This is a genomic window from Psychroserpens sp. S379A (assembly GCF_049800755.1).
Lineage (GTDB): Bacteria > Bacteroidota > Bacteroidia > Flavobacteriales > Flavobacteriaceae > Psychroserpens.
This window is the reverse complement of the sequence record NZ_JBNAFQ010000001.1, coordinates 874,806-901,639: the sequence shown is the minus strand read 5'-3', so window position 1 is coordinate 901,639 and position 26,834 is coordinate 874,806. Positions and strand designations below refer to the sequence as shown.

Sequence of the window (26,834 nt, the reverse complement as noted above, 5' to 3'; positions counted from 1 at the left end):
TGATATTGATTTTAACGTAAGATTTACAAGTTTAATTTTTGCTTTATTAAGTAACGTTGTTTATTTTCTTTAGTTCTTAAAATAATTTCTCCTAAAAATCCTGCGACAAAAAATTGAGTACCAATAATCATGGTGACTAGTGCAATATAAAATTGTGGACGTTGAGTGATTAGGCGTCCAGTTGGATTTAAGAATAATTTATCAATACCAAGATATAGTGAAAAAGCAAAGCCAATACCAAACATTAATACACCTAAAGCACCAAATAGGTGCATTGGTCTTTTACCGAAACGGGAAATAAACCAAATGGTAATTAAATCTAGAAAGCCATTGATAAATCGGTCCATTCCAAATTTTGTTTCGCCATATTTTCTAGCTTGATGCTGAACTACTTTTTCTCCTATTTTGGTAAAGCCAGCATTTTTGGCTAGAACTGGAATATAACGATGCATTTCTCCACTGACTTCAATGTGTTTCACGACTTTATTGTCATAAGCTTTTAAGCCACAATTAAAGTCGTTTAGTTTAACACCTGAAGTTCGCCTTGCTGCCCAATTAAAGAGTTTTGATGGTAAATTTTTTGATAAAAATGAGTCGTATCGTTTTTTCTTCCAACCAGAAACCAGATCGTATTTATCTACAATAATCATATTGTAAAGCTCTGGGATTTCCTCTGGATTATCTTGCAAGTCAGCATCCATCGTAATCACAACATCACCTTGAGCTTTTGCGAAACCAGCATGTAAGGCTTGTGATTTTCCGAAATTTTTTAAAAACCGAATGCCTTTAACGTTTTCATCTTGTTGAGACAATTGCATAATGATTAACCAAGAATCATCTGTACTGCCATCATCAATAAAAATGATTTCATACGAAAAACGATTGGACTGCATGACTTTTGCAATCCAATCGTATAGTTCTTTTAAAGAGTCTTGTTCGTTAAGTAGTGGTATGACTACTGATATGTTCATTCAATAATTTTAAATATTCTAGTATTCAAAAGTACTGATTTTTTTTAAGCTCTAATTAAGATTTACTTTTCATTACTAATCCGCCAATTAATGACCAAATTAATCCAAAAAGTGCACTCATAGCTATCCAAAATGCAGATCCAATTAACGGATTAAACATCATTTCCATAAATTTAATACTTTGATCTATTTGAGCTTGAGGCATGTCTGGGTTTTGTTCTATCATTTTTTCTACACTAAGCTCCTTAAGTTGCGGCATAAATTCTGGGTCAATCACATAATTAAAAAGAAAGCCATAAAGAATATAAACAATAGCACTTATAATTCCGATAACAACACCTAATTTAATAGCATTTCCTAATGTGAGTATATTAGCATTATGACTTTTATATTTGCTAATAGCATACATAATAACAATAGGAAAAATTATATAATAGATTACTTGTGGCCATTGAGCACCTTCCATAGCTTGTCCAGTAACATAGCTTATAACATTTAGTACAATCATTACAACACCTAAGATGATGCCATAATTCATTGCAAATTTTCCTGTTGAAATTTTTTCAGTTTCCATAATTGAGTTGATTATTTAGTTTATATGTTTGGTTAGTGTATTATTGATTAAATTTGTTACAATGATGAAGCAAATAAAAAAAGAAATAAATTATTGGTAATTTACAAAAAATACTTAAATTTGCACCTCCAAAATAGTAAGGATTTTTAAAGTTAAAGAGATGAAAAAAGGAATACATCCAGAAAATTATAGACTTGTAGCGTTTAAAGATATGTCTAATGACGACGTGTTTTTAACTAGGTCAACTGCAGATACTAATGAAACAATTGAAGTAGATGGTGTTGAATATCCAGTAGTTAAATTGGAAATTTCAAGAACATCTCATCCATATTACACTGGAAAATCTAAATTAGTAGATACTGCTGGTCGTATTGATAAATTCAAAAACAAATACGCTAAATTTAAGAAATAAGCGTTATTACATTATATATTGAAGCCTTCAGGATTTCCCTCGAAGGCTTTTTTGTTTTCAGTAATTAAGCTACTTTTGAGGTGTCAATTTCTGTTTAAGATTTTTTAATTCAAAACTTTAACTCAGCTATGAACTACATACTTTTTGATGGTCCTTCACGTAATAATCTATTGCCTTTTACTTTTACCAGACCAGTTGCAGATATAAGAGTTGGTATTTTAACTATAAGAGAAAAATGGGAAAAGCATTTAGGGTTTACCACAACAACATTAACAGAAGATTACCTTTCTGAAAAATTTCCAATGGTAGAAATGGAAGAGAATGTCATGATTAATGCATCTTATCTTCCTAACAAAGAATTGATGACAATGGTGAAAAATCTCAAAGAGAATCAAGCTATTTTTCAAAATGAAGATGTGATTGCATTTTTTTCTAAAGACACTCAAGATGAAGTTGATTTTGATACCTATGATGCTATTGAATATGATACAGATGTCATAAAAATTGAAAACACTTGGGATATTTTTTCAAAAAATGGAGATGCTATTCAAGCCGATTTCGAGTTGTTGACACATAATCGAAAATCGCAAGCTATTCCTAATTCAGTAAATACATTAAATGCTCAAAATATTTTTATTGAGGAAGGCGCAAAGCTTGAATTTGTTACTTTAAATGCGAGTTCTGGACCAATTTATATTGGCAAAAATGCTGAAGTAATGGAAGGCAGTATCGTTAGAGGTCCTTTTGCTTTATGTGATTATGCAACACTTAAATTAGGAGCAAAAATTTACGGACCAACGACGGTTGGACCTCATAGTAAAGTTGGAGGAGAGGTGAATAATTCGGTAATATTTGGTTATTCAAATAAAGGTCATGATGGATTTTTAGGAAATTCTGTGCTTGGTGAATGGTGTAATCTCGGAGCTGATACTAATAATTCTAACCTAAAAAATAATTATGCCGAAGTTCGCCTTTGGAATTACGAAACGCAAGGTTTTGCTAAAACCGGTTTGCAGTTTTGCGGATTGATGATGGGAGATCACAGTAAATGCGGAATCAATACCATGTTTAATACTGGTACAGTTGTTGGTGTTAGTGCCAATATATTTGGAAGCGGTTTTCCTAGAAATTTTGTGCCTAGCTTTAGTTGGGGTGGAAATTCAGGATTTACAACCTATCTCACAAAAAAAGCGTTTGAAGTAGCAAAAGTAGTGATGAAACGTAGAGCTGTTGAGTTTTCAGATATGGATAAAGCAATTCTTGAACAGGTTTTTGAAGACACTAAACAATGGCGAAAAAAGGACGACTAAATTTAATTACAATGAAGCAGTACCTACTTATTCTAACATTAATCTTTACAATTTCTGTTAGTTCTCAAAACGAAACCTACACTCTAAAAAATATTAGCATCAACGATGAACTTAGTCAATATGGTGTCGTGCATGTTAAAGATAATATCGTTTATTTTTCTAGATATAAAGTAAATAGCTTCGGAACCGTTGAACGCAACAGTGGCAATCAACAAATATTTACTTTATATCATGGCGAAATGACTAAAGATGGTGAAATTGTTAATGCTAAGGAATTTGTGTCTTCCGATCGCTTTGTATTTAACAGTTCGAGTGCAGGATTTAGTGTAGATGGGAAATATATGTATGCCACTACTAACGAAAAAAAACGTGGTGATGTATATAAATATGACGACAAGACCAGAAACTTACGAATGGAACGTGGCGAATATGTTGAAGGTAAAGGCTACATGAAATTTAAACCGCTTCCGTTTTGTGACGAACGTTATTCGTATGCGCATCCTTCAGTAAGTCCAGACGGACAATATTTATACTTTACATCTAACATTCCGCAAGCTAAAGGTCCAACAGATATTTTTAGAGTGAAAATTCTAGGAAATAATAAGTATGGAAAAATAGAGAATATAGGAGCACATGTTAATTCTCCTAGAAAGGAAATGTTTCCTTATATCACAGAAGGCAATGTATTGTATTTTTCTTCAGATAGAGCTAAAGGTATTGGAGGTTTAGATATTTATAGAGTAGAAATGGATTCTGACGGAAAGTTTGGCAAGCCAGTATTGATGTCTGCACCAATTAATAGTGAAGCTGACGATATGTGTTTTGAATTGCTTACTGATGGAAAATCGGGTTATTTGTCGTCTAACAGAGAAGGCGGAAAAGGTGAAGATGACATCTATTATTTTACAATAGCTAACTAAATTCTCGATACAATTTGCTAAAGCAAATCACTCTAAGTGAGTTAAGGTGAGTTGTTATAAAAATTGTCTTAACACGATATCTATTGATTAGATACTAAATGTCAATATATGAGTCACTTCGAGTGAAATTCTGTAAGAATTTTGTATCGAGAAGTCATAAAAAGGCAAATAGGATTACTTCGTTTTCTTCACACGTTTTAAATCCAATAAATTTATCGGATTAATTCCCAAACCAGAAACCTTTTTTCGAGTAAATCGTACCACTTCATCATAAAATAAAGGAACGACAGGTGTTTTGGCCATGACTAGGCTATCCATTTTTGTGTACAATAATTCGCGTTGTTTTGTATCTGTAATAGTAAATGCGTCTTCATACCATTGGTCAAACAAATCGCTTTTAAAGTGTGTGTAATTTGGACCATTAGGTGCAAAATTCTTACTGTAATACAACGATAAATAATTTTCTGCATCAGGATAATCGGCAACCCAACTTGCTCTAAACAAATCTAGTTTTCCGTTGGCTTTGGCATCTTTTAAAGTGGCTGCAGGAATCACATCAACATTAACAGTCATACCAATTTTTTGAAGTTCTCGCTGTATGTACTCACAAAAACTTAAATAATTGCTTGTGGTTGTAATCGTAATTTCAGGATTTGTAATACCAGTTTCAGTTTTAAATTGTTCGACTAATTGTTTAGCTTTTTCTGGTTGAAAACTAAAACCAATTGAATTATTATAACCAGGAAGTCCTTTTGGAATAAAACCTCCATGTGCAGGAATACCTATTCCGTTACGCAAATACGTCATCATTTTTTGGCGATCAAATCCATAGTTAATAGCTTTCCGAAGCAGATCAGATTGTAGTTCAGGAACTTCTGTTTCCATAAAATATGCCAAATATTCGGTATTTAAATATGGACCACGAATCATATTAACATCGTTTTGATATGATGTTCTTAAACGTCCGCTTGCAGTTAAAATTTCATCTTTATAAGACGCATCTAAACCAGAAACAAAATCAATATTGCCTTGTGCAAATTGTAAAAATTCGCTTTGTTTGTCAGGTAAAAATGTAATGGCAACTGCTTCAAGGTATGGCAATGGTTTTCCATTTTGATCTTTTTCAAAGTAGTTGTAATTTTTACGAAAAACGAGTTTTAGATTTTCTTCCCAACGCTTAAATTTAAACGGACCAGTGCCTATTGGATTCGCTCTAAAATCAGATTGGTAATGCTCAACAATTTCCTTCGGAACCACAGAGCAATATTTCATGGTGAGTAGTCCGAGAAACGCTGGAAATGCTTGCTTTAGTTTAATTTGGAACAGTGTGTCATTTACAGCTTGAAAAGTGTCTACTTTATTAAGTGTCCAACTTCCTGGAGATGCTATTTTTTTATCTAACAAACGATTGAAACTATATTCAAAGTCTGAAGCTGTAACGGTTCGAGTGGAATCTTTTCCAAATAAATTATGCTTATGAAACTTGACATCATTTCGAAGCGAAAAGGAATAGGTGAGTGCATCTTCAGAAATTGTCCAATGCTTTGCAATACAAGGCTGAACATTAAGACTTTCATCCATTTGTACCAATCCGTTAAATAACTGATTTATAGCCCAAATATCTGCATTGTCTTTCGCAAAAGCAGGATCTAATGAACCAATATTTTTATGTTCATTGTATTTAAAAACAAGATGATTTTTGTTTGTATTTGAATCATTTCCGCAAGAAAAAAACAAAAAAGAGGTAAAAACGCTTAAAATCAATACAGTAATTGAATATTTGCTACACACAGATTTTAGGATATTGCTCATTAATTGTAAATTTGCCCACTCTAAATTAGAAACGAGTAAATATAAATAGATTTCTGTGCTCACGGAAATACTAATCGAGATATGAATAAAAAAGTCGCATTTTATACTTTAGGTTGTAAGCTCAATTTTTCTGAAACTTCTACAATTGCTAGAAATTTTTCTTGGGAAGGCTTTGAGCGCGTGGATTTTAAAGAAAGCGCAGATATTTATGTGATTAACACCTGTTCTGTTACCGAAAATGCAGATAAGCGATTTAAGTCCATTGTAAAACAAGCGCAAAAAGTAAATCCTGATGCTTTTGTAGCTGCAGTAGGTTGCTATGCGCAACTTAAACCTCAAGAATTAGCAGATGTTGATGGTGTAGATTTAGTTTTAGGAGCAACTGAAAAATTCAATATCACAAGCTACTTAAATGATTTGACTAAAAATGATATGGGAGAAGTGCATAGCTGTGAGATTCAGGATGCCGATTTTTATGTTGGGAGTTACTCTATTGGAGATCGAACACGAGCCTTTTTAAAAGTGCAAGATGGTTGCGATTATAAATGTACCTATTGTACGATTCCTTTGGCTCGAGGAATTTCTAGAAGTGATACTTTAGAAAATGTTCTTAAAAATGCTAAAGAAATTTCTGAGCAAAACATTAAAGAAATAGTACTTACAGGTGTAAATATTGGTGACTACGGAAAAGGAGAGTTTGGAAATAAAAAACACGAACATACCTTTTTTGAATTGGTTCAGGCATTAGATAACGTTGAAGGTATTGAGCGTTTAAGAATTTCTTCAATTGAACCCAATTTGCTTAAAAATGAAACCATCGATTTTGTGGCTCAGAGCAAAACATTCGTTCCTCATTTTCATATTCCTTTACAAAGTGGAAGCAATACACTTCTTAAATTGATGCGTCGTCGCTATATGAAAGAATTGTATGTAGATCGTGTTTCTAGAATAAAAGAAGTTATGCCTCATGCTTGTATTGGTGTTGATGTTATTGTTGGCTTTCCTGGTGAAACCGATGAGTTGTTTTTAGAAACGTATAATTTTCTAAACGAACTGGATATTTCTTATTTACATGTGTTTACCTATTCTGAACGTGAAAATACTGTAGCAGCTTCACTTGATGGTGTTGTACCTAAAAAAGTACGTGCAAAGCGAAGTAAGATGTTACGTGGTCTTTCAGCAAAAAAACGAAGAGCTTTTTATGAATCTCAAATAGGAAGTCAGCGCACTGTATTGTTTGAAGGTGAAAACAAAGAAGGTTATATTCATGGTTTTACTGAAAACTATGTGAAGGTAAAAGCACCTTGGCATCCTGAATTAGTGAATACTTTACACGAGGTTGAATTGACTAAAATAGATGAAGATGGATTGGTTCGATTTGATTTTGTAAAAGAATCTACAGTCCTTCACTAATCATATAATTGAATAGTCATAACATACATTTTATCTATAATTTAGCTGTATTTGTCTAATTATTAGTAGTACTACTAATAATACGTTTACATTTCCGATGTATTTGATAAATAGTAAGTATTATGTACAAGAGAATTATAATTTTAACATGTTTAGCCTTGTTTTCGTTGTCCTGTTCAAGTGACGATTCTGATGAGTTAGTTGATGAACCATCGGTTGTTGGTGTATGGAAGCTTACAGGTTATGATGTTGGATTTTTAGTTGACATTAATGATGACAACGTTAAAAATAGTGATATCATTAAAGAAATTGGTTGTGACGTTAATGAAGAAATTGTATTCAAAACTGATGGTACGCTTGCAGCAAATGATACATTTCATCATGTAGTAAATATTTATAAGTCTGATTTAAACGGAAACTATAATATCATTATAGAATGTGTAGAAGGTTATACAAGTTTTGCTACTCCTTATATTTATGAAAATAATACAGTTGAGTTTCATGATGTTGTTTCAGTCATAAGCAATAATCAGTTTGATAGAGTTTTTGAAAATGCTATTGAAATTTATAATGAAGATTTTACAGAAATTATAGAGTTTAGAGACCTCACACTTACTTATACTAGATTATAGTTAGAATTAATGCATATAAAAAAAACCGAAACACAAATGTTTCGGTTTTTTTTATACTTTATGTATTAAGAATTATATTCTAATTCCAACAGGCAACATTTTTTTGTATTTTCGGTGTCGTCTAATAAACTTTGCTATTTCCGGACTTGTTGGTACAACGCTAATATTGCGTTCTGCAATATTTTCAAAAACTAAAGTCAGAAATTCTTCAGCAAAATCTTCAGATTTAATAGCCTCTGGAATGATAAGTTTTGTTAAGAAAATTTTTCGATCTTGTAGAGCGTACTCTATTTTAGCAAGTTCATCATCAACCTTTAGTTCAAATTGACGTAAAAAGTCATTGTCAGTCAGTTCAGCTGCATCAATCATAATAATTAGTATTTAATTCAATGGTTGGTAGGGTAGAACTATAGATTTATATAGTTTTGTGAAACAAATTTACAAAAAAATTAACATATACTAAAAACAACTGATTTTTAAATAGTTATGTCTAATAAAATCATACATGTTTACCTTATGCCTGGCATGGCTGCGAATCCAACAATTTTTGAGCATATCAAGCTGCCTGAAAAACAATTTAAGATACATTGGTTGGAATGGATGATACCTAATGAGAAAGAATCTCTAGAGTCGTATGCCAAACGAATGATTACTAAAATTAAGCATGATAATATTGTACTGCTTGGAGTGTCTTTTGGAGGAATTTTAGTTCAAGAAATGAGTAAGTATATGACCCTTAGAAAACTTATTGTAGTGTCTAGTGTAAAATCTAAACATGAATTACCTAAGCGTATGAAATTGATGAAGTTTACTAAGGCTTATAAAATTTTGCCAACTCAATTGGTAAGCAATATTGATGTTCTTGCAAAATATGCTTTTGGAGAAACAGTTACTAAACGAGTAGAACTTTACAAAAAATATTTATCGGTTAGTGATAAACGTTATTTAGATTGGGCTATTAAAAATGTCATTGAATGGAATCAAGATAAACCTAACAAAGACGCAATTTATATTCATGGTGATAAAGATGCGATTTTCACACACTCATGTCAAGGGAATTGTATTGTAGTTAAAGACGGAACACATGTTATGGTAATAAATAAGTACAAATGGTTTAACGAAAATTTACCAAAGCTTATCTTAGATGAGGCTTGAAAGCCACTATAATATTTTATACATTTATAAAAAAGTAATTATGAAGACGATTAAAAATATATTAGCAACTATTGGTTTAATTGCACTCTCAGGACTATTCATTTTTGCAATGAAAAAGTCGACTGATGAAGCACAGCTTTCAAATGCATCTAAATCAGCCAACGAAACGAGACCTGTTAAAGATTACAATGTTTATGCCTTATCTGTTCCAGAATCTTTAGATTTTGCAAATGAAGCAGTTCCTCTTAAAAATCCTGATATTTTAGAGCGAATGGATAGAGAATTGTTGGTTAATACCTATTGGCAATCTAATGGGTTGTTAATGTTTAAACGTGCAGCAAAATACTTCCCAATTATCGAACCTATTTTAAAAAAGAATGGAGTTCCAGACGACTTTAAATATCTAGCAGTTATTGAAAGTGGTTTGACAAATGCGGTTTCTCCAGCTGGAGCAAGAGGTGTTTGGCAAATTATGAAAACGACTGGTCGTGAAAACGGACTAGAAATTAATAGCAACGTAGATGAACGTTACCACTTAGAAATGGCTACTGAAGTCGCTTGTAAGTACTTGTTAAAAGCCAAGGCGCAATTAGGATCATGGACCTTAGCTGCAGCTGCATATAATGCTGGTAATGCAGGTGTTTCCAGACGATTAGAAGAGCAAGGCGTAAGCGATTATTACGATTTATTATTAGGTGAAGAAACTGGACGTTATCTCTTTAGAATTGTTGCTGTTAAAGAAATTTTAAGCCATCCTAATAAATATGGTTTCAACTTTGATGAAAAGGATTTATATACCTCAGTACCTACCTATAAAGTTGCAGTAGATACAGCTGTTACAGATTTTTCAAAGTTTGCTAAAAATTTTGGAATCAATTACAAAATTTTAAAACTTCACAATCCTTGGTTGAGAGAAGCTCACCTTAATAATAAATCGAGAAAAAAATATAGTATTGATATTCCTAAGGAAGGTTATTATAAATAGTTATTGAAGTTGTAAAGTTTATAAGTTAGAAAGTACATAGTTAAAGACTTTAAATAATTCATAATTTTACCTAATACCTAATACCTAATACCTAATACCTAACACCTAACACCTAACACCTAACGTCTGCTTCTTCTATTTTGACGTGATGAAGTTGGCTGTCCATAATGTTGTTTAGGAATTGCAGTTTTCTTCATTTGTTGCTTAAACATCTTGATTTGCTCTGCAAGCATATCGCGTTTATCTAGTTTTTGAGCTTCAGCAAGTAATTTCTTAGCTTCTTGAGGACGTCTTTTGCTAAAGGCAATTCCTGCTAAATTCAGTTTAGCCATGGCTAAATCATGATCCATTGATAATCCTAGGTCAACGGCTTTTTTTAAATATTTTTCAGAAGCATTCATATCAGTTTGAGCATTCATAATGCCAAATAAATAATTATAATAGCCTTCTTGCTTTTTTACTAAAGCACTCGAAGGATTTTTAATTTTGTTCAACCATTTTTTTGCACCATCAAAATCTTGCTTTCTTAACTTTAAAAAGGCTAATAAAATAAATTCGTTTTTAAAATAAAGAAAAACGAAAATAAGTGATAACAATATATACATGATACCATTACCAATATAACCTTCAGTAAATTGGTATATAGCAAAGGCTATAATTAAAAAAGCGATGACTAATTTTATGTTTTTATTGAACATTTCTAGGATTTAAAATTTAGGCTGCAAAGTTAATAAAAACAATTGTAAATATTTTTAAAATTAGGTTTGGCAAACTAAAAACTCTTTGTATATTTGCACGCAGTTTTAAGAACAGCTTAAAACGCTCAAATAAGATATAAGATTTAAAAATATAAGACAATGCCAAAAAGAACGTTTCAACCGTCTAAAAGAAAAAGAAGAAATAAACACGGTTTTAGAGAAAGAATGGCTTCTGTTAACGGAAGAAAAGTTTTAGCACGTAGAAGAGCTAAAGGAAGAAAGAAATTGTCTGTATCATCAGAATCAAGACATAAGAGATAATGATTAACAATTGTTAATATTTTAAAGGTGTTACTTAGGTGTAGCACCTTTTTTTGTACCTGTTTGTTATCTATTTTTGCAACCATAAAAAAACTAACATGCCTAAAAACGAAAAATTAAAATCTATTCTAATCATTGGTTCTGGTCCTATAATCATTGGGCAAGCCTGTGAATTTGATTACTCTGGAACACAAGCTTTACGCTCACTTCGTGAAGATGGAATTGAAACCATATTAATCAATTCTAATCCAGCAACCATTATGACAGATCCAACCATGGCAGACCATGTGTATCTGTTACCTTTAACTACAAAGTCTATCATTAAAATTTTAAAAGAGCATCCGCAAATCGATGCTGTTTTACCTACAATGGGAGGACAAACAGCTTTAAATCTTTGTATCGAAGCTGATGAAAAAGGAATTTGGGAAGATTTTGACGTAGATATTATTGGTGTAGATATTGATGCCATTAATATTACTGAAGATAGAGAACAATTTAGAGAGCTGATGCTTAAAATTGGTGTTGGTATGGCACCACAAGCTACTGCAAATTCATATTTAAAAGGAAAAGAAATTGCACAAGAATTTGGGTTTCCATTAGTAATTAGAGCGAGTTATACTTTAGGTGGAGCTGGAGCATCGTTTGTATATAAAGAAGAAGATTTTGATGAATTATTAACTCGTGGTTTAGAAGTGTCGCCAATTCATGAAGTCATGATTGATAAGGCTTTAATTGGTTGGAAAGAATACGAATTAGAGTTGCTTAGAGATAAAAATGATAACGTTGTTATTATTTGTACGATTGAAAACATGGACCCTATGGGAATTCATACAGGAGATTCAATTACTGTGGCTCCAGCAATGACACTTTCTGATAAAACCTTCCAGAAAATGCGTGATATGGCAATTCATATGATGCGTAGTATTGGCGATTTTGCAGGTGGTTGTAATGTGCAGTTTGCTGTGAGTCCAGATGAAAACGAGGAAATTATCGCAATTGAAATTAATCCTCGTGTATCGCGTTCGTCAGCATTGGCAAGTAAAGCAACGGGTTACCCAATTGCAAAGATTGCTGCTAAGTTAGCAACAGGTTATACGTTAGACGAGTTAAGCAATCAAATTACAGGTTCTACTTCGGCTTTATTTGAGCCAACATTAGATTATGTTGTTGTTAAAATACCACGTTGGAATTTCGATAAGTTTGAAGGTTCCGACAGACAATTAGGTTTACAAATGAAAGCTGTTGGAGAAGTCATGGCTATTGGTCGTTCATTCCAAGAAGCACTTCATAAAGCAACACAATCATTAGAGATTAAACGTAACGGATTAGGAGCAGATGGAAAAGGCTATAAGGATTATCAGCAAGTTATCGATAAACTAACCTATGCAAGTTGGGATCGCGTGTTTGCCATTTATGATGCTATTCAAATGGGAATTCCGTTAAGTAGAATTCACGAAATTACTAAAATTGATATGTGGTTCTTAAAACAATATGAAGAATTGCATGAACTCGAAAAAGAAATTTCAAAATTCACAATAGATACCATAGAACGCGAATTGCTTTTAGAAGCTAAACAAAAAGGTTATGGTGATCGTCAGATTGCACACATGCTTAAATGTTTAGAAAGTCAGGTATATAACAAACGTGATGAGTTTAAAATTAATAGAGTTTATAAGTTGGTAGATACTTGTGCTGCAGAGTTTAAAGCACAAACACCATACTACTATTCTACGTTTGAAAATGAAGTAGAAACACCAAATGGTGAAAAAATATCAGCAAATGAAAGCGTCGTTTCAGATAAAAAGAAAATCATTGTTTTAGGATCTGGACCAAACCGAATCGGACAAGGTATTGAATTTGATTATTGCTGTGTTCATGGTGTTTTGGCTAGTGCAGAATGTGGTTATGAAACCATTATGATTAACTGTAATCCTGAAACAGTTTCTACCGATTTTGACATTGCAGATAAACTCTATTTTGAACCTGTATTTTGGGAACATATTTACGATATTATTCGTCATGAAAAACCCGAAGGTGTCATTGTGCAACTAGGAGGTCAAACAGCTTTAAAACTAGCTGAAAAATTAGATCGCTATGGCATTAAAATTATAGGAACAACATATCAATCCTTAGATTTAGCCGAAGATAGAGGAAGTTTCTCAAGCCTTTTAAAGGAGAATGACATTCCTTATCCAGAATTCGATACTGCTTCAACAGCAGACGAAGCTTTAGCAGTAGCTGAAAAATTAGACTTTCCAATTTTAGTACGTCCTTCATATGTATTAGGAGGTCAAGGCATGAAAATTGTTATCAATAAAAAAGAATTGGAAGAGCACGTAGTAGATTTGTTACGTAAAATTCCGAATAATAAATTGTTGTTAGACCATTATTTAGATGGAGCTATTGAAGCCGAAGCAGATGCTATTTGCGATGGCGAAAATGTGTATATCATAGGAATTATGGAGCATATTGAGCCTTGCGGAATTCACTCTGGCGATAGTAATGCAACCTTGCCTCCTTTTAATTTGGGAGAGTTTGTGATGCAACAAATTAAAGACCATACTAAAAAAATTGCCTTAGCACTTAATACTGTTGGTTTAATTAATATTCAATTTGCCATAAAAGATGATAAAGTGTATATCATTGAAGCCAATCCTAGAGCATCTCGTACTGTGCCTTTTATTGCCAAAGCTTATGGAGAACCTTATGTAAACTATGCAACTAAGGTCATGTTGGGTGAGAAGAAAGTTACAGATTTTGATTTTAAACCAAAACTAGAAGGTTATGCCATTAAGCAACCTGTATTTTCATTTAATAAATTTCCTAATGTGAATAAAAAATTAGGTCCAGAGATGAAGAGTACAGGTGAAAGTATCTTGTTTATTGATAATTTAAAAGAGGACGAGTTTTATAACTTATACTCGCGTCGAAAGATGTATTTGAGTAAATAATCTTTCTTTTTCGATAAACGGTTAGTTGTAGTTGGCTAAAAATTACTACTTTAGCTTTAATTAAAGTGATGCTATGAAAACAAAACTACTTTTATTAATGTTTTCGATTGCTACATATTGTGGATTTTCGCAAGATATAGCAATTGGACAAACAAGTGATTTCTCAACAGGTACACAAGGTTGGAAACATCAAATTTCTAATCCAAATGATCCCGTTCAAGTTGCAAATGGAGGACCAAATGGAGCTGGAGATGCATATTTGAATGTAACTAACTCAACAATGACTGGTTCAGCGGGTTCTAAATTTGCATTTATTAATGATGATGCAGATTGGACTGGTGATTATACAGCAGCAGGAATTATTGCAATAACTTGTGACGTTCAGAATCTAGGTACTGAACCATTATACTTACGTGTTGCTTTAAATAAATCATTTCCAAATTGGGCAGCATCAACGAACCCAATAGTAATTGCTCCTAATACTACTTGGACTTCAATTGTATTTCCAATAAATTCTTCAGATTTAACAGTATCTCAAGGTGGTTCTACATTAGCAGATATTTTAGCTGATGTAGATCAAATTAGAATAATAAGCAATGATGGAACAAGTCCTACTGCTCCTATTCATAAAGGACAAGGAGGAGTAGCTAGATCTGGTGATTTCGACAATATTATGGCGGTTGATGTTCTTAGTGTTTCTGAAGAAATATTATCTAATGAATTTTCTATTTCACCAAATCCAGCTAAATCTCGATTAAATATATATTTACCTCAAAATACAAATGAGGCTTCTGTAACTGTTTTTGATGTTTTAGGTAAAAAAGTGTATTCAAAATATATTGATGCATTGTCATCAACAACAGTAGATGTTTCTAATTGGAATCGTGGTGTTTATCTTGTTAGAGTAACTACAAGTGAAGGCACACAAACCAAACGTTTTGTAAAGCAATAAGTAAAAGTTTGTAAGATCATATAGAAAAACCATCAGTATAGCTGATGGTTTTTTTATAATATTATATGTTGCTTTAGACGAATACCTAGACTTTTTTAAAAGCAACTATTCATTGTTATTTTCATTAGCGCGCTTCATAATTGCTTCAGGTAATGTTTTTTTTGCTTTAGCTCCTAATTTTTTAAGCTTTTCGACACTAGTAATTAAATTACCACGTCCTTCGACTAATTTATTCATTGCTAAAGAATAGTCTTTTTTAGCATCATCTATTTTCTTACCAACTCCAGTTAAATCTTTTACTAAGCCTTCAAATTTATCGTATAAAGCTCCAGCTTGTCTTGCAATTTCAATGGCATTACGTTGCTGTTTTTCATTATTCCACATCGTATCAATCGTGCGAAGTGTTGCTAAAAGAGTAGAAGGCGTAACGATAACGATATTCTGCTCAAAGGCTTTGTTATACAATGAATTATCTTCATTGATGGCTATTGCAAATGCAGGCTCAATTGGAATAAATAGTAACACAAAATCTGGAGACTCAATGTCGTATAAATCTTGATAATTTTTTTCTGAAAGTTGATCGACATGTTTCTTAATAGAATTGATATGTGCTTTTAGATGAATGCTTCTATCTTCATCGTCGGCATTAACATAACGTTCATAATCTGTTAAAGATACTTTACTGTCAATAATCATCTTTTTATTGTCAGGAAGGTATAAAACCACATCTGGAAGTACTCGTGTACCATCAGCTAAGTTAAAACTTTGCTGAACGTAATACTCACGATCTTTTTCTAATCCAGATTTTTCTAGTACGCGTTCTAATACCAATTCGCCCCAATTTCCTTGCATTTTGCTATCACCTTTTAAAGCTTTTGTTAGGTTTGTAGCTTCTTTGGTCATTTGTTGATTGAGGTCTTTTAAACCTAAAAGTTGTTCTTTTAAAGCCGAATGCATACTGATACTTTCCTTTTGAGTGTCTTCAACTTTTTTCTCAAAAACTTGGATTTTTTCTTGTAACGGATTTAAAATGTTTTTGATGTTTTCTTTATTCTGAAGGGTGAATTTTTCAGATTTTTCATCTAAAATTTTAGTAGCCAAAAGTTCAAAATCCTTTCTTAACTGTTCTTGACGTTCTTCTAATTCTTCATCGCGTTTTAGGTTAAGCTGCTGAAGGTTTTCGTATTCAGTATTTCTTCTAGTTAATTCAGTATTTAAAGCATCTTTTTCATTGCGAATCGTATCACGTTCGGTTTCAAGTTTGTTAAGATTCTGCTTTAAGTCGTTAATCGTGTTTGATAGTTGCTGTTGGCGTTCTTCTAAAGTACTTTGCTCACTTTTACTTTTTAGTTTGATAAAAAGCATGCCTAAATACGCACCAATTGCAGCAGAAATTAGAATTGTTACAATAAGAATAAGACTGTCGTTCATGTATTAAATTGAGTTTCTCTCAAAGATAAATAATAGTATTATTAAAACGTAAAAAAGAAAATGAAATAATAAAAAAAAGCACTCAAATTGAGTGCTTTTAAAAATTAATAATTAGCGTGATTAATACCAACCTCTCACATTATACATAACTGTACTTGGTTGATTTTTTGCTCTTGCCATGCTTACTTCAAAAGCAGAGTCATAATACGATTTAGTGGCATCTAAAACTTTAAGTTTATAGTTCCAATCTCTATCTTGTAGCTCTTTGGCTCTATTTTCAATTTTTTGAAACAAAGCTTTAACTTTAGTAAAACAATCTGCTTCAGGTTGTACACCTGCTAAAATACCAGCAGCTTTATTTGCAGCTTCAATATCTTGATTTGCGCTCCAAATAGCTTGCGCTTCATTAAGTCTTAATTTACAATCTCTATTTACAGCTGTAATATAAAGTGCTTTTGTCATTTTTTGAGACTTATCAAAACAAGAACTAGAAGCTGGTATAGCTAACATGAGTCCTAAGGCTTCTTCTGGTTGTCCAGAATTTTCTAAAGCACGCGCTTCTTTTTGTATTTGAGAACAATTGGTGTTGTAATACTCAATGATATTCTCTTTTCCTCTAGAAATAAAGGCTTGCATGGCTTCATTTTTAGGTTTTAATCGTTTAATGGCTTGTATGTATGCCTTGGTTTCAGTTGTGCCAACACCTTTAACATTAAATGTTTCACTGGTATATAATGTGCCAGCGATACCATCTCCAATGTATAAAGTAATGTCTAAGTTTAAAACTACTTTTACAGGAGATGTAGGTGTGATTTCTTTCATTACCACATCAATATTAGGCGTAATAATGAATCTTGAATTGTATTGGTTGTCGCTAATTCCATTAGCAGTAACAAGTTGTCCAAGTTTATTTATGAGCATCTTTTTTGCTGATGCTGGTACATTTTCAATTTGATCAGGAACATAAGCACCTAAGTTAATTGAATAGTCGTTATTTTGTCCAATTGCTACAATTGAAGCAAGGCAAAATAGTATTGCTAAAGCTTTTTTCATGTTGTTGTTTTTTATTATTTACTACCTAATATGATTGTCGCTCTTCCAAGTCCTTTCATGACTAATTTATTTGGAATTGAAAATGGCGCATTTTTTAAATATTTACTCAATTCTCTAACAAATCGTCTTGCATCAATAGCGCGTCCTTTATCGTTATAAAGTGGAATTCTTACTTGCTCAAAAAGTGCCATAGATTCTGTCATATCTGTTGTGCTAAATCTTCCTTTTACAGTGTTGTCAGCTAACCAATCTTCAATAATAAACCCTAATTCATCTTCGCCTCCATATTCGGTTTCTAAATCGCCATCCCAATCGTCCCAAGTTTGAATTCTAACAATAATCTCACGACCATTTTCGAACATATCATCAAAATGCTCTTGTAATGATAAGGTAAAATTGTCCATATGTGCTAGTACAGCTTCTGAAAGTAATACAGGAGTTTCTGCCGAAAATGAAGGCGCTCCTGTTCCTGTTGCTGTAGCAACTTGCTTATCTGTATAAGCATCTAAGCCTTGAAGATTAAAATTTATTGATTTTTTCGGACCAGTTTTATTAACGGTCCAAGTTAATTGAATAATAATGTCTGCTTTTGCTACTTTTTTAATTGCATCTATCGGACTTTCGTTAACTGATGCTCCAGATTCTTTTGAGCTTCTTAAGCCATCTTCTACAGCATTAGATTCCATAGTTTTAATAGCAGATTCCATATTTTTAAGAGGAAATCCTCGTTCTGCCATCATTCCATTAATTTGACTTATTACCTGTAAAACTTCAGGGTTTTCTTGAAATGCTCTTTTATAATCTGGGATTCTAATTGTAGAACCTTGATTGTCAAAATTTAGCATATAGCCATTTTGGTTACACCACACATCACTAGGTACTACCATTAGTGTTGGCTTTTTTGCTTGAGCAAAGCTTAACAAACAGAATAATGCAAATGTGATGAGGGTAAATAATTTATGTGATTTCATGTTGATTTATTTTTTTGAATTAAAAACCAGAGTTTAATGCTTTTATAATGCCTTTAGATTCTAATAATTTTCTTAATTGATCGGTTTGCACATTTACAACAATACCAATTTTGTATTCTCTTCGACTTACTTTTAATCGGTCTCCAGGAGCAATACTTCCGTCTGTAGCAGAGCTAACATATCTTAAATAAGCACCACCATCAGCAAAAAAGCTATCAAAAAACTCTTTGTGTTTTTCTTCCATTTCAGGATTATTAACTAAAGCTTTAAAAGGTGTACAACCTTGACCTCCTCCAGCATATCCTTTAAAGATAATTCCGTGAACAGCATTTTTCATTCCTCTTGAAATAGCATGTTTAGGATTTTTGGAGTAAGACCAAACTTTTACAAGTTTAGAACCTCGTTTAGCAATGCCTTCACATTCTAAATCGTACCTCCAAATTTTAGTGTCTTCATTGGCTTTGTTTTTTTTCCATTGTGCATTTACACTTGTACAAAAGCCAATAAAAAGTACAGATAGAATTACATGTTTTAGTTTCATAATTGTAATATGTTTTTAATTAATTTGACGAATTAGCATTCCTGCGTAAAATTTATTTTTCTTACCAGTAAAAATGGTGTATTCTAAAGTTTGATCTGGATTTTCTTCATCAGCATTAAATCGGTTATCCCAAATTTGATTTTTATCAACCTTAATAACACCTACGCGTTTGTATTCAGTTTTACCTTCTTTGTTTAAAACCTGTTCTAACACTTCATATTTGTCTCCTTTTTCTAAACCTTCTTTTAAACCAATTTTAGCAGCTAAAGGATCTGTGCTCATTAAAGGTGTTTTTGTTCTAAACACTTCATATTCACGTTGCAACTTAGCAGTTACAGCATCTGAAGCTTTTACAGTAGCAATTGTAATTAAATCTTCATCTGTTTTTTTTGTATAAGTTGTACTTTGTAAATCTGCCCAAGCCATTTGAGTTCCGATATACTCTAATTCAAAAACATCAGATTCATCAAAAGCCTTTACTTTTTCTTCATCTATTTGGCTATCTTCAGTCCAATAGTCGTTATAGAAAATACTAGCGACTTCATCATTCCATTTTAATCGATATAAATGTGCATCAGTTTTAATAACATAACCTTTGCCTAGCACACCAACACCTTCACCAGCAGCATCACTTATTGTCGCTACATCATCAGCTCCTGCCATTGAGGCAACATCTGAAATAGCAGATAGTAAGCCTTTGGCTTTTTTTGCCACTTCCTCTTTGTCGGTGTATTTAAAATTGTTGACAATAACAAAGGTGTTTTTAATGAGTTCTTCACCAGCATCAGCTAGCATTGCTGTACCTCTTTCGCTATTTTTTGCGAGTTTTACATCTAAATCTGAGGCATTGTAAAATCCTCTTTCAGATATCAAATCCATATTAAATCCGCCTTGCTCACTACGATTAAACCATTTTGCTACCATAGATTTTGCGATGTCGTGAGTAGATAAGTATTCGGTAATAGCTACTTTTTGAGCTTCTTTTAAATCGGCTTTTGAAAGCGTATCATTAAATAATTTAGGGATGCTTCGTTCGCTTACAATATGGTTATTAAATTTTTCTGGAATTTTAGAATTGACAAATGTTTCTTGAATAAGCTGACTAAAATTTCTGGTAGAATCGGTTACCATTAAGGTATAAAGAGAGCTTCTTCTATATTCGGTAGTTTTGTTGACGTCTTGAGCAAATCCTAAACATGTGAAACATACACAAAATAAAAGGATAAATACGTTGTTTGTTTTAATCATTGTATGGTTGGTTTACTATATGCAAAGTATGATTTTTAATTGGCATTTGATACTGCTTTTTTTGCAGTATGTCGAAACTAATCTATGAGGTGAATGATTTTGGTTTTGTATTTAATGTGTTGAAAGTTAGTTAGTTTACTTTGAATCTTCCGGTTTTTTTATCAAAAGTAATTAAGTCTTTAGGAAACAAGGTTTCGAAAGTGTTTTTACTTATTAAATTACAAGGAGTATCTGATGTTACTTTACTTTCTGTCATTACAATCATAGTGTCGCATAATTGAATGGCTAAATCTATTTCATGCGAAGAAAACAAAATGGTTTTATTGGTTTGTTTTGCCAGTTTTTGAAGTAATTTCAATAAATAAGCTTTGTGATACATGTCTAAATGCGTTGTTGGCTCATCAAGGATGATTAAATCTGTATCTTGAGCTAAGGCTCTGGCTATCATTACTTTTTGAAGTTGTCCGTCACTTAATTCAAAACATTTACGAAGTTTTAAATCGGAAAGATTAGTATGTTCTAAAGTTTGGTTTATGATTGAAATATCTTCGTCAGAAAGATTTCCAATCCAATTAGTATAAGGTTGACGACCAAGTGCAATGATCTCAAAAACAGATAAATTTTTAGACATTAATTGTTCGGTTAAAACCAAACTCATGTTTTTTGCTAATTCAACTGAAGCATATTCTTTTAAAGGTTTTTTATTTAAATAGATGGAGCCACTTAAAGGCAATTGAATTGAAGATAAGGTTTTTAATAATGTAGATTTTCCAATGCCATTAGCACCAACTAATCCAATAAGTTCGCCTTGTTTTAATTCAATATTGATATTTTTTGCAATTGTTGAAACCTTATTTTTTGATGTATAACCAATAGAAAGGTTTTCGGTTTTTAAGATGATATTTTTAATGCTGTCTTTCATCTTTTTTTAGAATATCATTTTTCGTTGTCGTACCAATAACCAAATAACTACAGGAGCGCCAATTAATGATGTAATGGCATTAATTGGTAAGGTGTAATCACTAGTTGGTAATTGTGCTATGCTATCGCAAATTAGCATTACAATGGCTCCAATTACAAAAACAGCAGGTAGTAATATTTTGTGATTAGAGGTGTTAAAAAACTGCCTTGTCATATGAGGAACTGCTAGTCCAATAAAGGCAATTGGTCCTGCAAAAGCAGTAATAGTTCCTGCGAGTAAACTTGTAGCTAGAATAATAATTAATCGGCTTTGTTTAATGTTTAATCCTAAACTTTTAGCATAATTTTCGCCCAATAAGAAAGTGTTTAATGCTTTAATAGATATGGAAGTTAATAGTATTCCGAAACTGTATATGAATACAAAAATTAGGACTTCATCCCATGAGAGGTTTCCTAAACTGCCAAATCCCCAAAAAATATATTGTTGTAACTGTTCCGCAGAACTAAAATAGGAAAGTACGCTTACGACTGCAGCAGTGATACTTCCAAACATTAAGCCTATAATTAAAATTGCCATAGTGTCTCTTACTTTTGAGGATACCAAAAGCACAGCTAGTAATACTAGAAAACTTCCAAAACTAGAAGCTATAACAATACTCCATTTTGAAATGAATGCAGTAGCAAAAATACCTCCAAATATTCCTGAACCTAATATTATAAGTGCTACACCAAGACTTGCTCCCGAACTAATACCTAATACAAAGGGACCAGCTAATGGGTTTCTAAATAAGGTTTGCATAAGTAATCCCGAAATACCTAAGCCAGATCCAACTAAAATAGCAGTTATAGCTTTAGGTAGTCTGTAATTCTGAATGATATAATTTTCTGAAAAACCAAATAGACTATTAAAAACCTCGTTTATTGAAATATTTGCAGAGCCTAGGCTAATATTTATTAAAAAACAAAACAGAAGTAAGATGAATAATAAAACAAACGTATATGTATATCTTTTGTTCAATTAATTGAGAGGTTTGAAAAATGTAGTTTCATAATTTAAAAGTAATTCTGGATGACAAATTTTTATCATGTCTTTTAATACTAAATCTGGTCTAGCCACTCCTAGTTCATAGTATATTACACCTCCTGTTTTGCCTGTTGTGTTAGAAAACGTATATATTTTTTTATTTTTAAAAGCATCAAATTGTGCGTAATGGTTGTTAGATTTTTTTAGCGCTTCATAGCTGGAATAATATGAAGGACTTAACCATAATTCTGCATTTTTAGCCTTTTGATAAACGGTTTCAAAACTAAGTGCTAAACTACCAGATTCGTTAGTGTTGCTCCATAAATAATTTGTATTGGCATCGTTTAAAAATTGTGCTTCAGGACTTGTTCCGTTAGGAAGATACCAAACATCTTTGTGCATAGCACCACATAAAATAGTTGGTTTTGATGTTGCCTTAGACGCTAACTTCTTTGCTTCAATGTAATCATTTTCAATTTGATTAAAGATAACTTCAGCTTCTTTTTCTCTATTGTATAAAGCTCCAAAAAATTTAATCCATTCGGCTTTAGCAAGAGGAGATTTTTCAACCCAATCACCATTGTAAATCACAGGAATTCCAGATTTTTCAATAATTCCCATGCTTTTATTTGTACCATCTACTCCAAAAGTAACAACAATATCTGGTTGTAACTCTAAAAGTATTTCGGTGTTAATGCCTTCGTTGTTTCCAAGTTCTCTTACCTTTCCATTATCAATTCTTATTCTGGTTTTTTCTGAAGACACATAATCTATTCCAGGAAACCCAACTAAAGTCTGTTCAACGCCTAAAAGTTCAAGAGCAGGAATGTGAGTTGTAGAAGTGACTACAATTTTTTGGACAGGTGTTGTTATAACAGCATTAAAATCGTCTTTGTTAATTACAGAGTTTGTAACATTAGTTTTAGGAATAATGGCATAATTGTAACTATTTTCGGCTTTAGGCCATGGATTAGAAACTGTTATGACTTTATGAGTTTGGTAAGAAGTAATTTTAAAACCTTCAGCATAGGCGTTATGTTGTTCTTTTACAGAAGCAATGATTGTAGACGAATTATTATGGTTGTCTTTTTTACAGCTTAATAGAATAAACAAACTAAAAAACACAATCCCAAAACTCTTTTTATGTAACATTTAAAATTACTGTTATAGATGATAATTCAAATTTAAGAATATATATAGCAGAAGAAATAATATTGTTTTATTTTTTAATAGGATTTCTGTTTTTGATTTATAATTCTGAATAAGAAAACAGAAGTTTTACTAGTTTCAGATAAAAAAAGCATCTATTTTTGCATCGAATTTTGGTTTCATTCGTTTAACCGAATGGATTAAAAGGGAATCTGGTGCGAAACATAGTTTTCAAGTCCAGAACTGTTCCCGCAACTGTAAGTTTATGTCAAACTTGTTTTGACACTTCATTATCTGAGTTATTATTTTCTTCAATACCACTGGTTGAAAGGCTGGGAAGGTGAAATAATAAATAAACAAGTCAGGAGACCTGCCAAATTCAAACATTAAAGTCAAACTTTCGGGATAAAAGTTCAACCTAAAATGCGTACAATTCTTAAGCTATTTTTAGTGTTGTTTCTGTTTTTTAGCAGCAGCAGAGCACAAGCACAGCAAGACACTTTGGATTCCATTCAGGAGTTAAAGGCAGTTATTGTTTATGCCGATCGCTTATTGAAGCCTTTTTCTAAGACGCAAACCACACAAGTGCTTTCTGATAGTGTGATTAAACGCAACGTATCGTCGTTAACGCAGTTGTTAAGCTTTAGTTCTCCCCTATATTTTAAGGAAAATGGGTTAGGAATGGTGTCTTCACCTTCGTTTAGAGGAACTAGTGCTCAACAAACAGCTGTAGTATGGAATGGTATTAATATAAATTCTCAGTTTAACGGACAAACAGATTTTAATACCATTAACACTAGAAACTTTGACAATATTACTATTCGCCATGGAGGAGGAAGTGTGCTTTATGGCACAGGAGCCATTGGAGGAACTGTACATTTAAATGATGTTATAGCGTTTAATACACCATTTAAAAATAGTTTGTATGCAGGTATAGGTAGTTTTAACACACAAGATATAAGCTATAATTCTAAATACGCTAGTGATAGATTAAGTGTTGGTTTTGCTTTAGCTTACACACACTCTGATAACGATTATAAATATGAATTTAGAAATCGAGAAAGAACCAATTTAAATGGTCAGTTTTATAATGTGTCCTTTTCGACAAAATTAGGTTATAAGATCAACAACAAACATAAACTGCATTATTATAATTATGTGTTTAATGGAGAGCGACATTTTTCTTTAATTCTTCCAACAGAAGCACCAACCAAATACAATGATTTCAATACGCGACAATTGCTGGAATGGGAAGCGAGATATGGAAAATTTCTTTCAGTTTTACGAGCTGCTTATTTAACAGAACGCTACAAATACTTTGGAAATATAGAAAGTGATAATTTTACCTTTGGAGAAGCTAATACAGTTGTAGGTAATTATCAATTAAATTATAATTGGGATAATTCATCAAAACTTGTTGGTGTTATAGATGTCAATCATACCGAAGGAAAAGGGTCGAGTATTGATAAAACCTCAAGAACCATTTCGTCGTTTAGCTTACTGTTCAACCAGCAACTCAAATTGTTTTATTACGAAGCATCACTTCGGAAGGAGATTACTAATGCTTATGAGAGTCCGTTATTATTTAGCTTAGGTTTAAAGCGACAATTTGGTAGTTGGTATGCTTTGAGTTTGAATGGTTCTAGAAATTTTAGAATACCAACGTTTAACGATTTGTATTGGCAAGGAAGCGGAAACCTTGATTTGAATCCCGAAAAAGCTTATCAAGTTGAAATTAGCAACACATTTTTATACAAGCATTTGGAATTTAGCATCACAGGATTTTATAACGATATTAAAGATATGATTCGTTGGGTTCCTAATAGTAGTGGAGTTTGGAGGCCAATTAACACAGAGGAAGTGATGACTTATGGTCTTGAGTCTCAACTTACTTATAAACTTCAAAAAGGAGCTCATCAATTGGTATTCAATACTAATTATGCCTATACAGTTTCAGAAGATAAAACTACTGAGAAACAACTCATTTATGTGCCTTATCATAAAGGTTCTGGAGGTATGCGTTATGCTTATAAAAAGGTTAGTGCCTATTGGCAAACAAGTTATGTTGGTGAGGTGTTTACACAATCTGACAACAATCCTAATCGAATCGTTGAAGCGTATTGGTTACATAATTTGGGTGTAGAATTAAAGACGTTTAAAGCACTAACGATTGGGATTAGAATTCAGAATATATTCAACAATAATTACCAGAGTGTAGCCAATCGATATATGCCTGGTATCAATACTAATTTTTACTTAAACTATAAATTTTAAAAACAATGAAACATTTATTTAAGTTATTTTGCTTAGCCTTAACACTTGGCTTATTTTTTACCTCATGTAGTAATGATGATGATAATTTTACACCACAAGAACCTCTAGGAGATTATGAAAATGGAATTCTTATCTCACACGAAGGAAATTTTAGTCAGCCAAACGCATCGGTTTCCTTTGTAAGCTATGATTTAGGAACTATAGAGAATAATATTTTTGATAATGTAAACTCTGATGTATTAGGTAGTGTTGCGCAGAGTATCAATTTTAATGAGAGTTTTGCATATATAGTTTTGAATGGCTCTAATACTATTCAAGTTGTTAACAGATATACGTTTGAAACTATAACAACCATTGATTCAGGTTTGGACAATCCTAGATATATAGCTTTTGCAAATGGAAAAGGATATGTTACAAATTGGGGAGATCCATATAATGTAAGCGATGATTATATAGCAATTATGGATTTGTCTACAAATACAATTACTTCTGAAACTATTTCAGTAGGAGAAGGTCCTGAACAAATCATTTCTAATGGAAATAAATTATTTGTGTCTCACAAAGGAGGTTTTGGTGTAAATAACATCATATCTGTTGTAGATGCTAATAATACAATAGAAACAATACAGGTTAATGATGTGCCTGACGAAATGGTTTTTGATAATTCTGGTAACTTAATTGTGTTATCTGAAGGAGCTAATCAATCTTGGTTAAGTCCACCTAATATAACAAATGGTTCGCTTACTAGAATTAATGTTAGTGATAATTCAATAATGTGGTCTTTAGAATTTGCAGATGGAGAACATCCAAGCCTTATGATGATTGAAGAAGATATTGTTTATTATTATATGGCTGGAAGTCTTTATAAGATGTCAATTAGTGACACAACATTGCCAACTACAGCTGAGATATCTGGATTGAATTTATATGGAATGAGTATTAATAATTCAATGTTATATGGTGTAGATGCTGCTGATTTTGTTAGTGATGGATTAATGCACGTATATGATTTGAATACTAATAATTTAATAAATTCAGTGACTTTAAATGTAATACCAAGTAAGGTTTATTTTAATTAATATTAGATATAAAGAGTCATAAAAAAAAAGCCACTGT

The 26,834-nt window shown here is 32.2% G+C and carries 25 protein-coding genes and 1 riboswitch; of the genes, 12 read left to right on the top strand and 13 right to left on the bottom strand.

Annotated features, from left to right (window positions below; genetic code table 11):
• Positions 1-23 precede the first annotated feature (23 nt).
• Entirely contained in the window at positions 24-971 is a 948-nt protein-coding gene (locus ACP15M_RS04060) for a glycosyltransferase family 2 protein (protein ID WP_425075892.1), read from the bottom strand.
• Between the two features lie 55 nt (positions 972-1,026).
• A complete protein-coding gene (locus tag ACP15M_RS04055; RefSeq protein ID WP_425075891.1) occupies positions 1,027-1,545 on the bottom strand; it encodes a DUF4199 domain-containing protein in 519 nt (172 codons plus the stop codon).
• A gap of 160 nt (positions 1,546-1,705) precedes the next feature.
• Between ACP15M_RS04055 and ACP15M_RS04050 the strand changes: the two genes are divergently transcribed.
• From ACP15M_RS04050 to ACP15M_RS04040, 3 genes are all read left to right on the top strand, one after another.
• Complete coding sequence (locus ACP15M_RS04050) at positions 1,706-1,957, top strand: type B 50S ribosomal protein L31 (RefSeq protein ID WP_425075890.1); 252 nt, start codon at positions 1,706-1,708, stop codon at positions 1,955-1,957.
• A 128-nt stretch (positions 1,958-2,085) separates the two neighbouring features.
• Complete coding sequence (locus tag ACP15M_RS04045) at positions 2,086-3,267, top strand: GlmU family protein (protein ID WP_425075889.1); 1,182 nt, start codon at positions 2,086-2,088, stop codon at positions 3,265-3,267.
• 11 nt (positions 3,268-3,278) lie between these two features.
• Positions 3,279-4,187 (top strand): TolB family protein, encoded by a 909-nt coding sequence (locus tag ACP15M_RS04040; RefSeq protein ID WP_425075888.1) that lies wholly within the window; start codon positions 3,279-3,281, stop codon positions 4,185-4,187.
• 174 nt (positions 4,188-4,361) lie between these two features.
• Here the strand turns inward: ACP15M_RS04040 and ACP15M_RS04035 are convergent, their stop codons facing one another.
• Complete coding sequence (locus tag ACP15M_RS04035) at positions 4,362-5,999, bottom strand: ABC transporter substrate-binding protein (protein ID WP_425075887.1); 1,638 nt, start codon at positions 5,997-5,999, stop codon at positions 4,362-4,364.
• 81 nt (positions 6,000-6,080) lie between these two features.
• On the opposite strand from ACP15M_RS04035, the gene mtaB reads away from it, so the two are divergent.
• A complete protein-coding gene (gene mtaB, locus ACP15M_RS04030) occupies positions 6,081-7,412 on the top strand; it encodes a tRNA (N(6)-L-threonylcarbamoyladenosine(37)-C(2))-methylthiotransferase MtaB (protein WP_425075886.1) in 1,332 nt (443 codons plus the stop codon).
• A gap of 122 nt (positions 7,413-7,534) precedes the next feature.
• Positions 7,535-8,044: a hypothetical protein gene (locus ACP15M_RS04025; protein WP_425075885.1), complete on the top strand. Its 510-nt coding sequence runs from the start codon at positions 7,535-7,537 to the stop codon at positions 8,042-8,044.
• A gap of 72 nt (positions 8,045-8,116) precedes the next feature.
• Here ACP15M_RS04025 and ACP15M_RS04020 read toward each other — a convergent pair whose 3' ends face one another.
• Complete coding sequence (locus ACP15M_RS04020; RefSeq protein ID WP_425075884.1) at positions 8,117-8,413, bottom strand: GNAT family N-acetyltransferase; 297 nt, start codon at positions 8,411-8,413, stop codon at positions 8,117-8,119.
• A 117-nt stretch (positions 8,414-8,530) separates the two neighbouring features.
• Between ACP15M_RS04020 and ACP15M_RS04015 the strand changes: the two genes are divergently transcribed.
• Positions 8,531-9,199 (top strand): alpha/beta hydrolase, encoded by a 669-nt coding sequence (locus tag ACP15M_RS04015; protein ID WP_425075883.1) that lies wholly within the window; start codon positions 8,531-8,533, stop codon positions 9,197-9,199.
• A gap of 40 nt (positions 9,200-9,239) precedes the next feature.
• On the top strand, positions 9,240-10,184 hold the full coding sequence (locus tag ACP15M_RS04010; protein WP_425075882.1) for a lytic transglycosylase domain-containing protein: 945 nt from the start codon (positions 9,240-9,242) through the stop codon (positions 10,182-10,184).
• A 119-nt stretch (positions 10,185-10,303) separates the two neighbouring features.
• On the opposite strand, the gene ACP15M_RS04005 is transcribed toward ACP15M_RS04010, so the two are convergent.
• Positions 10,304-10,882: a DUF2892 domain-containing protein gene (locus tag ACP15M_RS04005; RefSeq protein ID WP_425075881.1), complete on the bottom strand. Its 579-nt coding sequence runs from the start codon at positions 10,880-10,882 to the stop codon at positions 10,304-10,306.
• Positions 10,883-11,041: 159 nt separating this feature from the next.
• On the opposite strand from ACP15M_RS04005, the gene rpmH reads away from it, so the two are divergent.
• The 3 genes from rpmH (at position 11,042) to ACP15M_RS03990 (ending at position 15,106) form a co-directional block, all read left to right on the top strand.
• Positions 11,042-11,203, top strand: coding sequence for a 50S ribosomal protein L34 (gene rpmH, locus ACP15M_RS04000; protein WP_224527467.1), 162 nt, complete (start codon positions 11,042-11,044; stop codon positions 11,201-11,203).
• 98 nt (positions 11,204-11,301) lie between these two features.
• A complete protein-coding gene (carB, locus tag ACP15M_RS03995) occupies positions 11,302-14,154 on the top strand; it encodes a carbamoyl-phosphate synthase large subunit (RefSeq protein ID WP_425075880.1) in 2,853 nt (950 codons plus the stop codon).
• Between the two features lie 73 nt (positions 14,155-14,227).
• The gene (locus tag ACP15M_RS03990; protein ID WP_425075879.1) at positions 14,228-15,106 is read left to right on the top strand and encodes a T9SS type A sorting domain-containing protein; all 879 of its coding nucleotides are present in this window, start codon (positions 14,228-14,230) and stop codon (positions 15,104-15,106) included.
• A gap of 105 nt (positions 15,107-15,211) precedes the next feature.
• Here ACP15M_RS03990 and rmuC read toward each other — a convergent pair whose 3' ends face one another.
• From rmuC to ACP15M_RS03950, 8 genes are all read right to left on the bottom strand, one after another.
• Positions 15,212-16,537 (bottom strand): DNA recombination protein RmuC, encoded by a 1,326-nt coding sequence (rmuC, locus tag ACP15M_RS03985; RefSeq protein ID WP_425075878.1) that lies wholly within the window; start codon positions 16,535-16,537, stop codon positions 15,212-15,214.
• Positions 16,538-16,657: 120 nt separating this feature from the next.
• Positions 16,658-17,590 carry a hypothetical protein gene (locus ACP15M_RS03980; protein WP_425075877.1) on the bottom strand — a complete coding sequence of 311 codons (933 nt, stop codon included), beginning with the start codon at positions 17,588-17,590 and terminating at the stop codon, positions 16,658-16,660.
• 14 nt (positions 17,591-17,604) lie between these two features.
• Entirely contained in the window at positions 17,605-18,561 is a 957-nt protein-coding gene (locus tag ACP15M_RS03975; protein WP_425075876.1) for a DUF6175 family protein, read from the bottom strand.
• Between the two features lie 19 nt (positions 18,562-18,580).
• Positions 18,581-19,102, bottom strand: coding sequence for a hypothetical protein (locus ACP15M_RS03970; RefSeq protein ID WP_425075875.1), 522 nt, complete (start codon positions 19,100-19,102; stop codon positions 18,581-18,583).
• A gap of 15 nt (positions 19,103-19,117) precedes the next feature.
• On the bottom strand, positions 19,118-20,350 hold the full coding sequence (locus ACP15M_RS03965; protein WP_425075874.1) for a hypothetical protein: 1,233 nt from the start codon (positions 20,348-20,350) through the stop codon (positions 19,118-19,120).
• 130 nt (positions 20,351-20,480) lie between these two features.
• A complete protein-coding gene (locus tag ACP15M_RS03960) occupies positions 20,481-21,272 on the bottom strand; it encodes an ABC transporter ATP-binding protein (protein ID WP_425075873.1) in 792 nt (263 codons plus the stop codon).
• A gap of 6 nt (positions 21,273-21,278) precedes the next feature.
• Positions 21,279-22,289: a FecCD family ABC transporter permease gene (locus ACP15M_RS03955; RefSeq protein WP_425075872.1), complete on the bottom strand. Its 1,011-nt coding sequence runs from the start codon at positions 22,287-22,289 to the stop codon at positions 21,279-21,281.
• Positions 22,290-23,447: an ABC transporter substrate-binding protein gene (locus tag ACP15M_RS03950; protein ID WP_425075871.1), complete on the bottom strand. Its 1,158-nt coding sequence runs from the start codon at positions 23,445-23,447 to the stop codon at positions 22,290-22,292.
• A 154-nt stretch (positions 23,448-23,601) separates the two neighbouring features.
• A riboswitch (cobalamin riboswitch) is annotated at positions 23,602-23,836 on the top strand.
• A gap of 31 nt (positions 23,837-23,867) precedes the next feature.
• On the opposite strand from ACP15M_RS03950, the gene ACP15M_RS03945 reads away from it, so the two are divergent.
• Together ACP15M_RS03945 and ACP15M_RS03940 are read left to right on the top strand one after the other, a co-directional pair.
• Positions 23,868-25,718 carry a TonB-dependent receptor plug domain-containing protein gene (locus ACP15M_RS03945; RefSeq protein WP_425075870.1) on the top strand — a complete coding sequence of 617 codons (1,851 nt, stop codon included), beginning with the start codon at positions 23,868-23,870 and terminating at the stop codon, positions 25,716-25,718.
• A 5-nt stretch (positions 25,719-25,723) separates the two neighbouring features.
• A complete protein-coding gene (locus ACP15M_RS03940) occupies positions 25,724-26,797 on the top strand; it encodes a YncE family protein (RefSeq protein WP_425075869.1) in 1,074 nt (357 codons plus the stop codon).
• Positions 26,798-26,834: the final 37 nt, after the last annotated feature.

Excerpts from the sequence above, each read along its gene's own strand:
- ACP15M_RS04060 (WP_425075892.1), bottom strand. The coding sequence starts at position 971 with ATGAACATATCAGTAGTCATACCACTACTTAACGAACAAGACTCTTTA.
- ACP15M_RS04055 (WP_425075891.1), bottom strand. The coding sequence starts at position 1,545 with ATGGAAACTGAAAAAATTTCAACAGGAAAATTTGCAATGAATTATGGC.
- ACP15M_RS04050 (WP_425075890.1), top strand. The coding sequence starts at position 1,706 with ATGAAAAAAGGAATACATCCAGAAAATTATAGACTTGTAGCGTTTAAA.
- ACP15M_RS04045 (WP_425075889.1), top strand. The coding sequence starts at position 2,086 with ATGAACTACATACTTTTTGATGGTCCTTCACGTAATAATCTATTGCCT.
- ACP15M_RS04040 (WP_425075888.1), top strand. The coding sequence starts at position 3,279 with ATGAAGCAGTACCTACTTATTCTAACATTAATCTTTACAATTTCTGTT.
- ACP15M_RS04035 (WP_425075887.1), bottom strand. The coding sequence starts at position 5,999 with ATGAGCAATATCCTAAAATCTGTGTGTAGCAAATATTCAATTACTGTA.
- mtaB (WP_425075886.1), top strand. The coding sequence starts at position 6,081 with ATGAATAAAAAAGTCGCATTTTATACTTTAGGTTGTAAGCTCAATTTT.
- ACP15M_RS04025 (WP_425075885.1), top strand. The coding sequence starts at position 7,535 with ATGTACAAGAGAATTATAATTTTAACATGTTTAGCCTTGTTTTCGTTG.
- ACP15M_RS04020 (WP_425075884.1), bottom strand. The coding sequence starts at position 8,413 with ATGATTGATGCAGCTGAACTGACTGACAATGACTTTTTACGTCAATTT.
- ACP15M_RS04015 (WP_425075883.1), top strand. The coding sequence starts at position 8,531 with ATGTCTAATAAAATCATACATGTTTACCTTATGCCTGGCATGGCTGCG.
- ACP15M_RS04010 (WP_425075882.1), top strand. The coding sequence starts at position 9,240 with ATGAAGACGATTAAAAATATATTAGCAACTATTGGTTTAATTGCACTC.
- ACP15M_RS04005 (WP_425075881.1), bottom strand. The coding sequence starts at position 10,882 with ATGTTCAATAAAAACATAAAATTAGTCATCGCTTTTTTAATTATAGCC.
- rpmH (WP_224527467.1), top strand. The coding sequence starts at position 11,042 with ATGCCAAAAAGAACGTTTCAACCGTCTAAAAGAAAAAGAAGAAATAAA.
- carB (WP_425075880.1), top strand. The coding sequence starts at position 11,302 with ATGCCTAAAAACGAAAAATTAAAATCTATTCTAATCATTGGTTCTGGT.
- ACP15M_RS03990 (WP_425075879.1), top strand. The coding sequence starts at position 14,228 with ATGAAAACAAAACTACTTTTATTAATGTTTTCGATTGCTACATATTGT.
- rmuC (WP_425075878.1), bottom strand. The coding sequence starts at position 16,537 with ATGAACGACAGTCTTATTCTTATTGTAACAATTCTAATTTCTGCTGCA.
- ACP15M_RS03980 (WP_425075877.1), bottom strand. The coding sequence starts at position 17,590 with ATGAAAAAAGCTTTAGCAATACTATTTTGCCTTGCTTCAATTGTAGCA.
- ACP15M_RS03975 (WP_425075876.1), bottom strand. The coding sequence starts at position 18,561 with ATGAAATCACATAAATTATTTACCCTCATCACATTTGCATTATTCTGT.
- ACP15M_RS03970 (WP_425075875.1), bottom strand. The coding sequence starts at position 19,102 with ATGAAACTAAAACATGTAATTCTATCTGTACTTTTTATTGGCTTTTGT.
- ACP15M_RS03965 (WP_425075874.1), bottom strand. The coding sequence starts at position 20,350 with ATGATTAAAACAAACAACGTATTTATCCTTTTATTTTGTGTATGTTTC.
- ACP15M_RS03960 (WP_425075873.1), bottom strand. The coding sequence starts at position 21,272 with ATGAAAGACAGCATTAAAAATATCATCTTAAAAACCGAAAACCTTTCT.
- ACP15M_RS03950 (WP_425075871.1), bottom strand. The coding sequence starts at position 23,447 with ATGTTACATAAAAAGAGTTTTGGGATTGTGTTTTTTAGTTTGTTTATT.
- ACP15M_RS03945 (WP_425075870.1), top strand. The coding sequence starts at position 23,868 with ATGCGTACAATTCTTAAGCTATTTTTAGTGTTGTTTCTGTTTTTTAGC.
- ACP15M_RS03940 (WP_425075869.1), top strand. The coding sequence starts at position 25,724 with ATGAAACATTTATTTAAGTTATTTTGCTTAGCCTTAACACTTGGCTTA.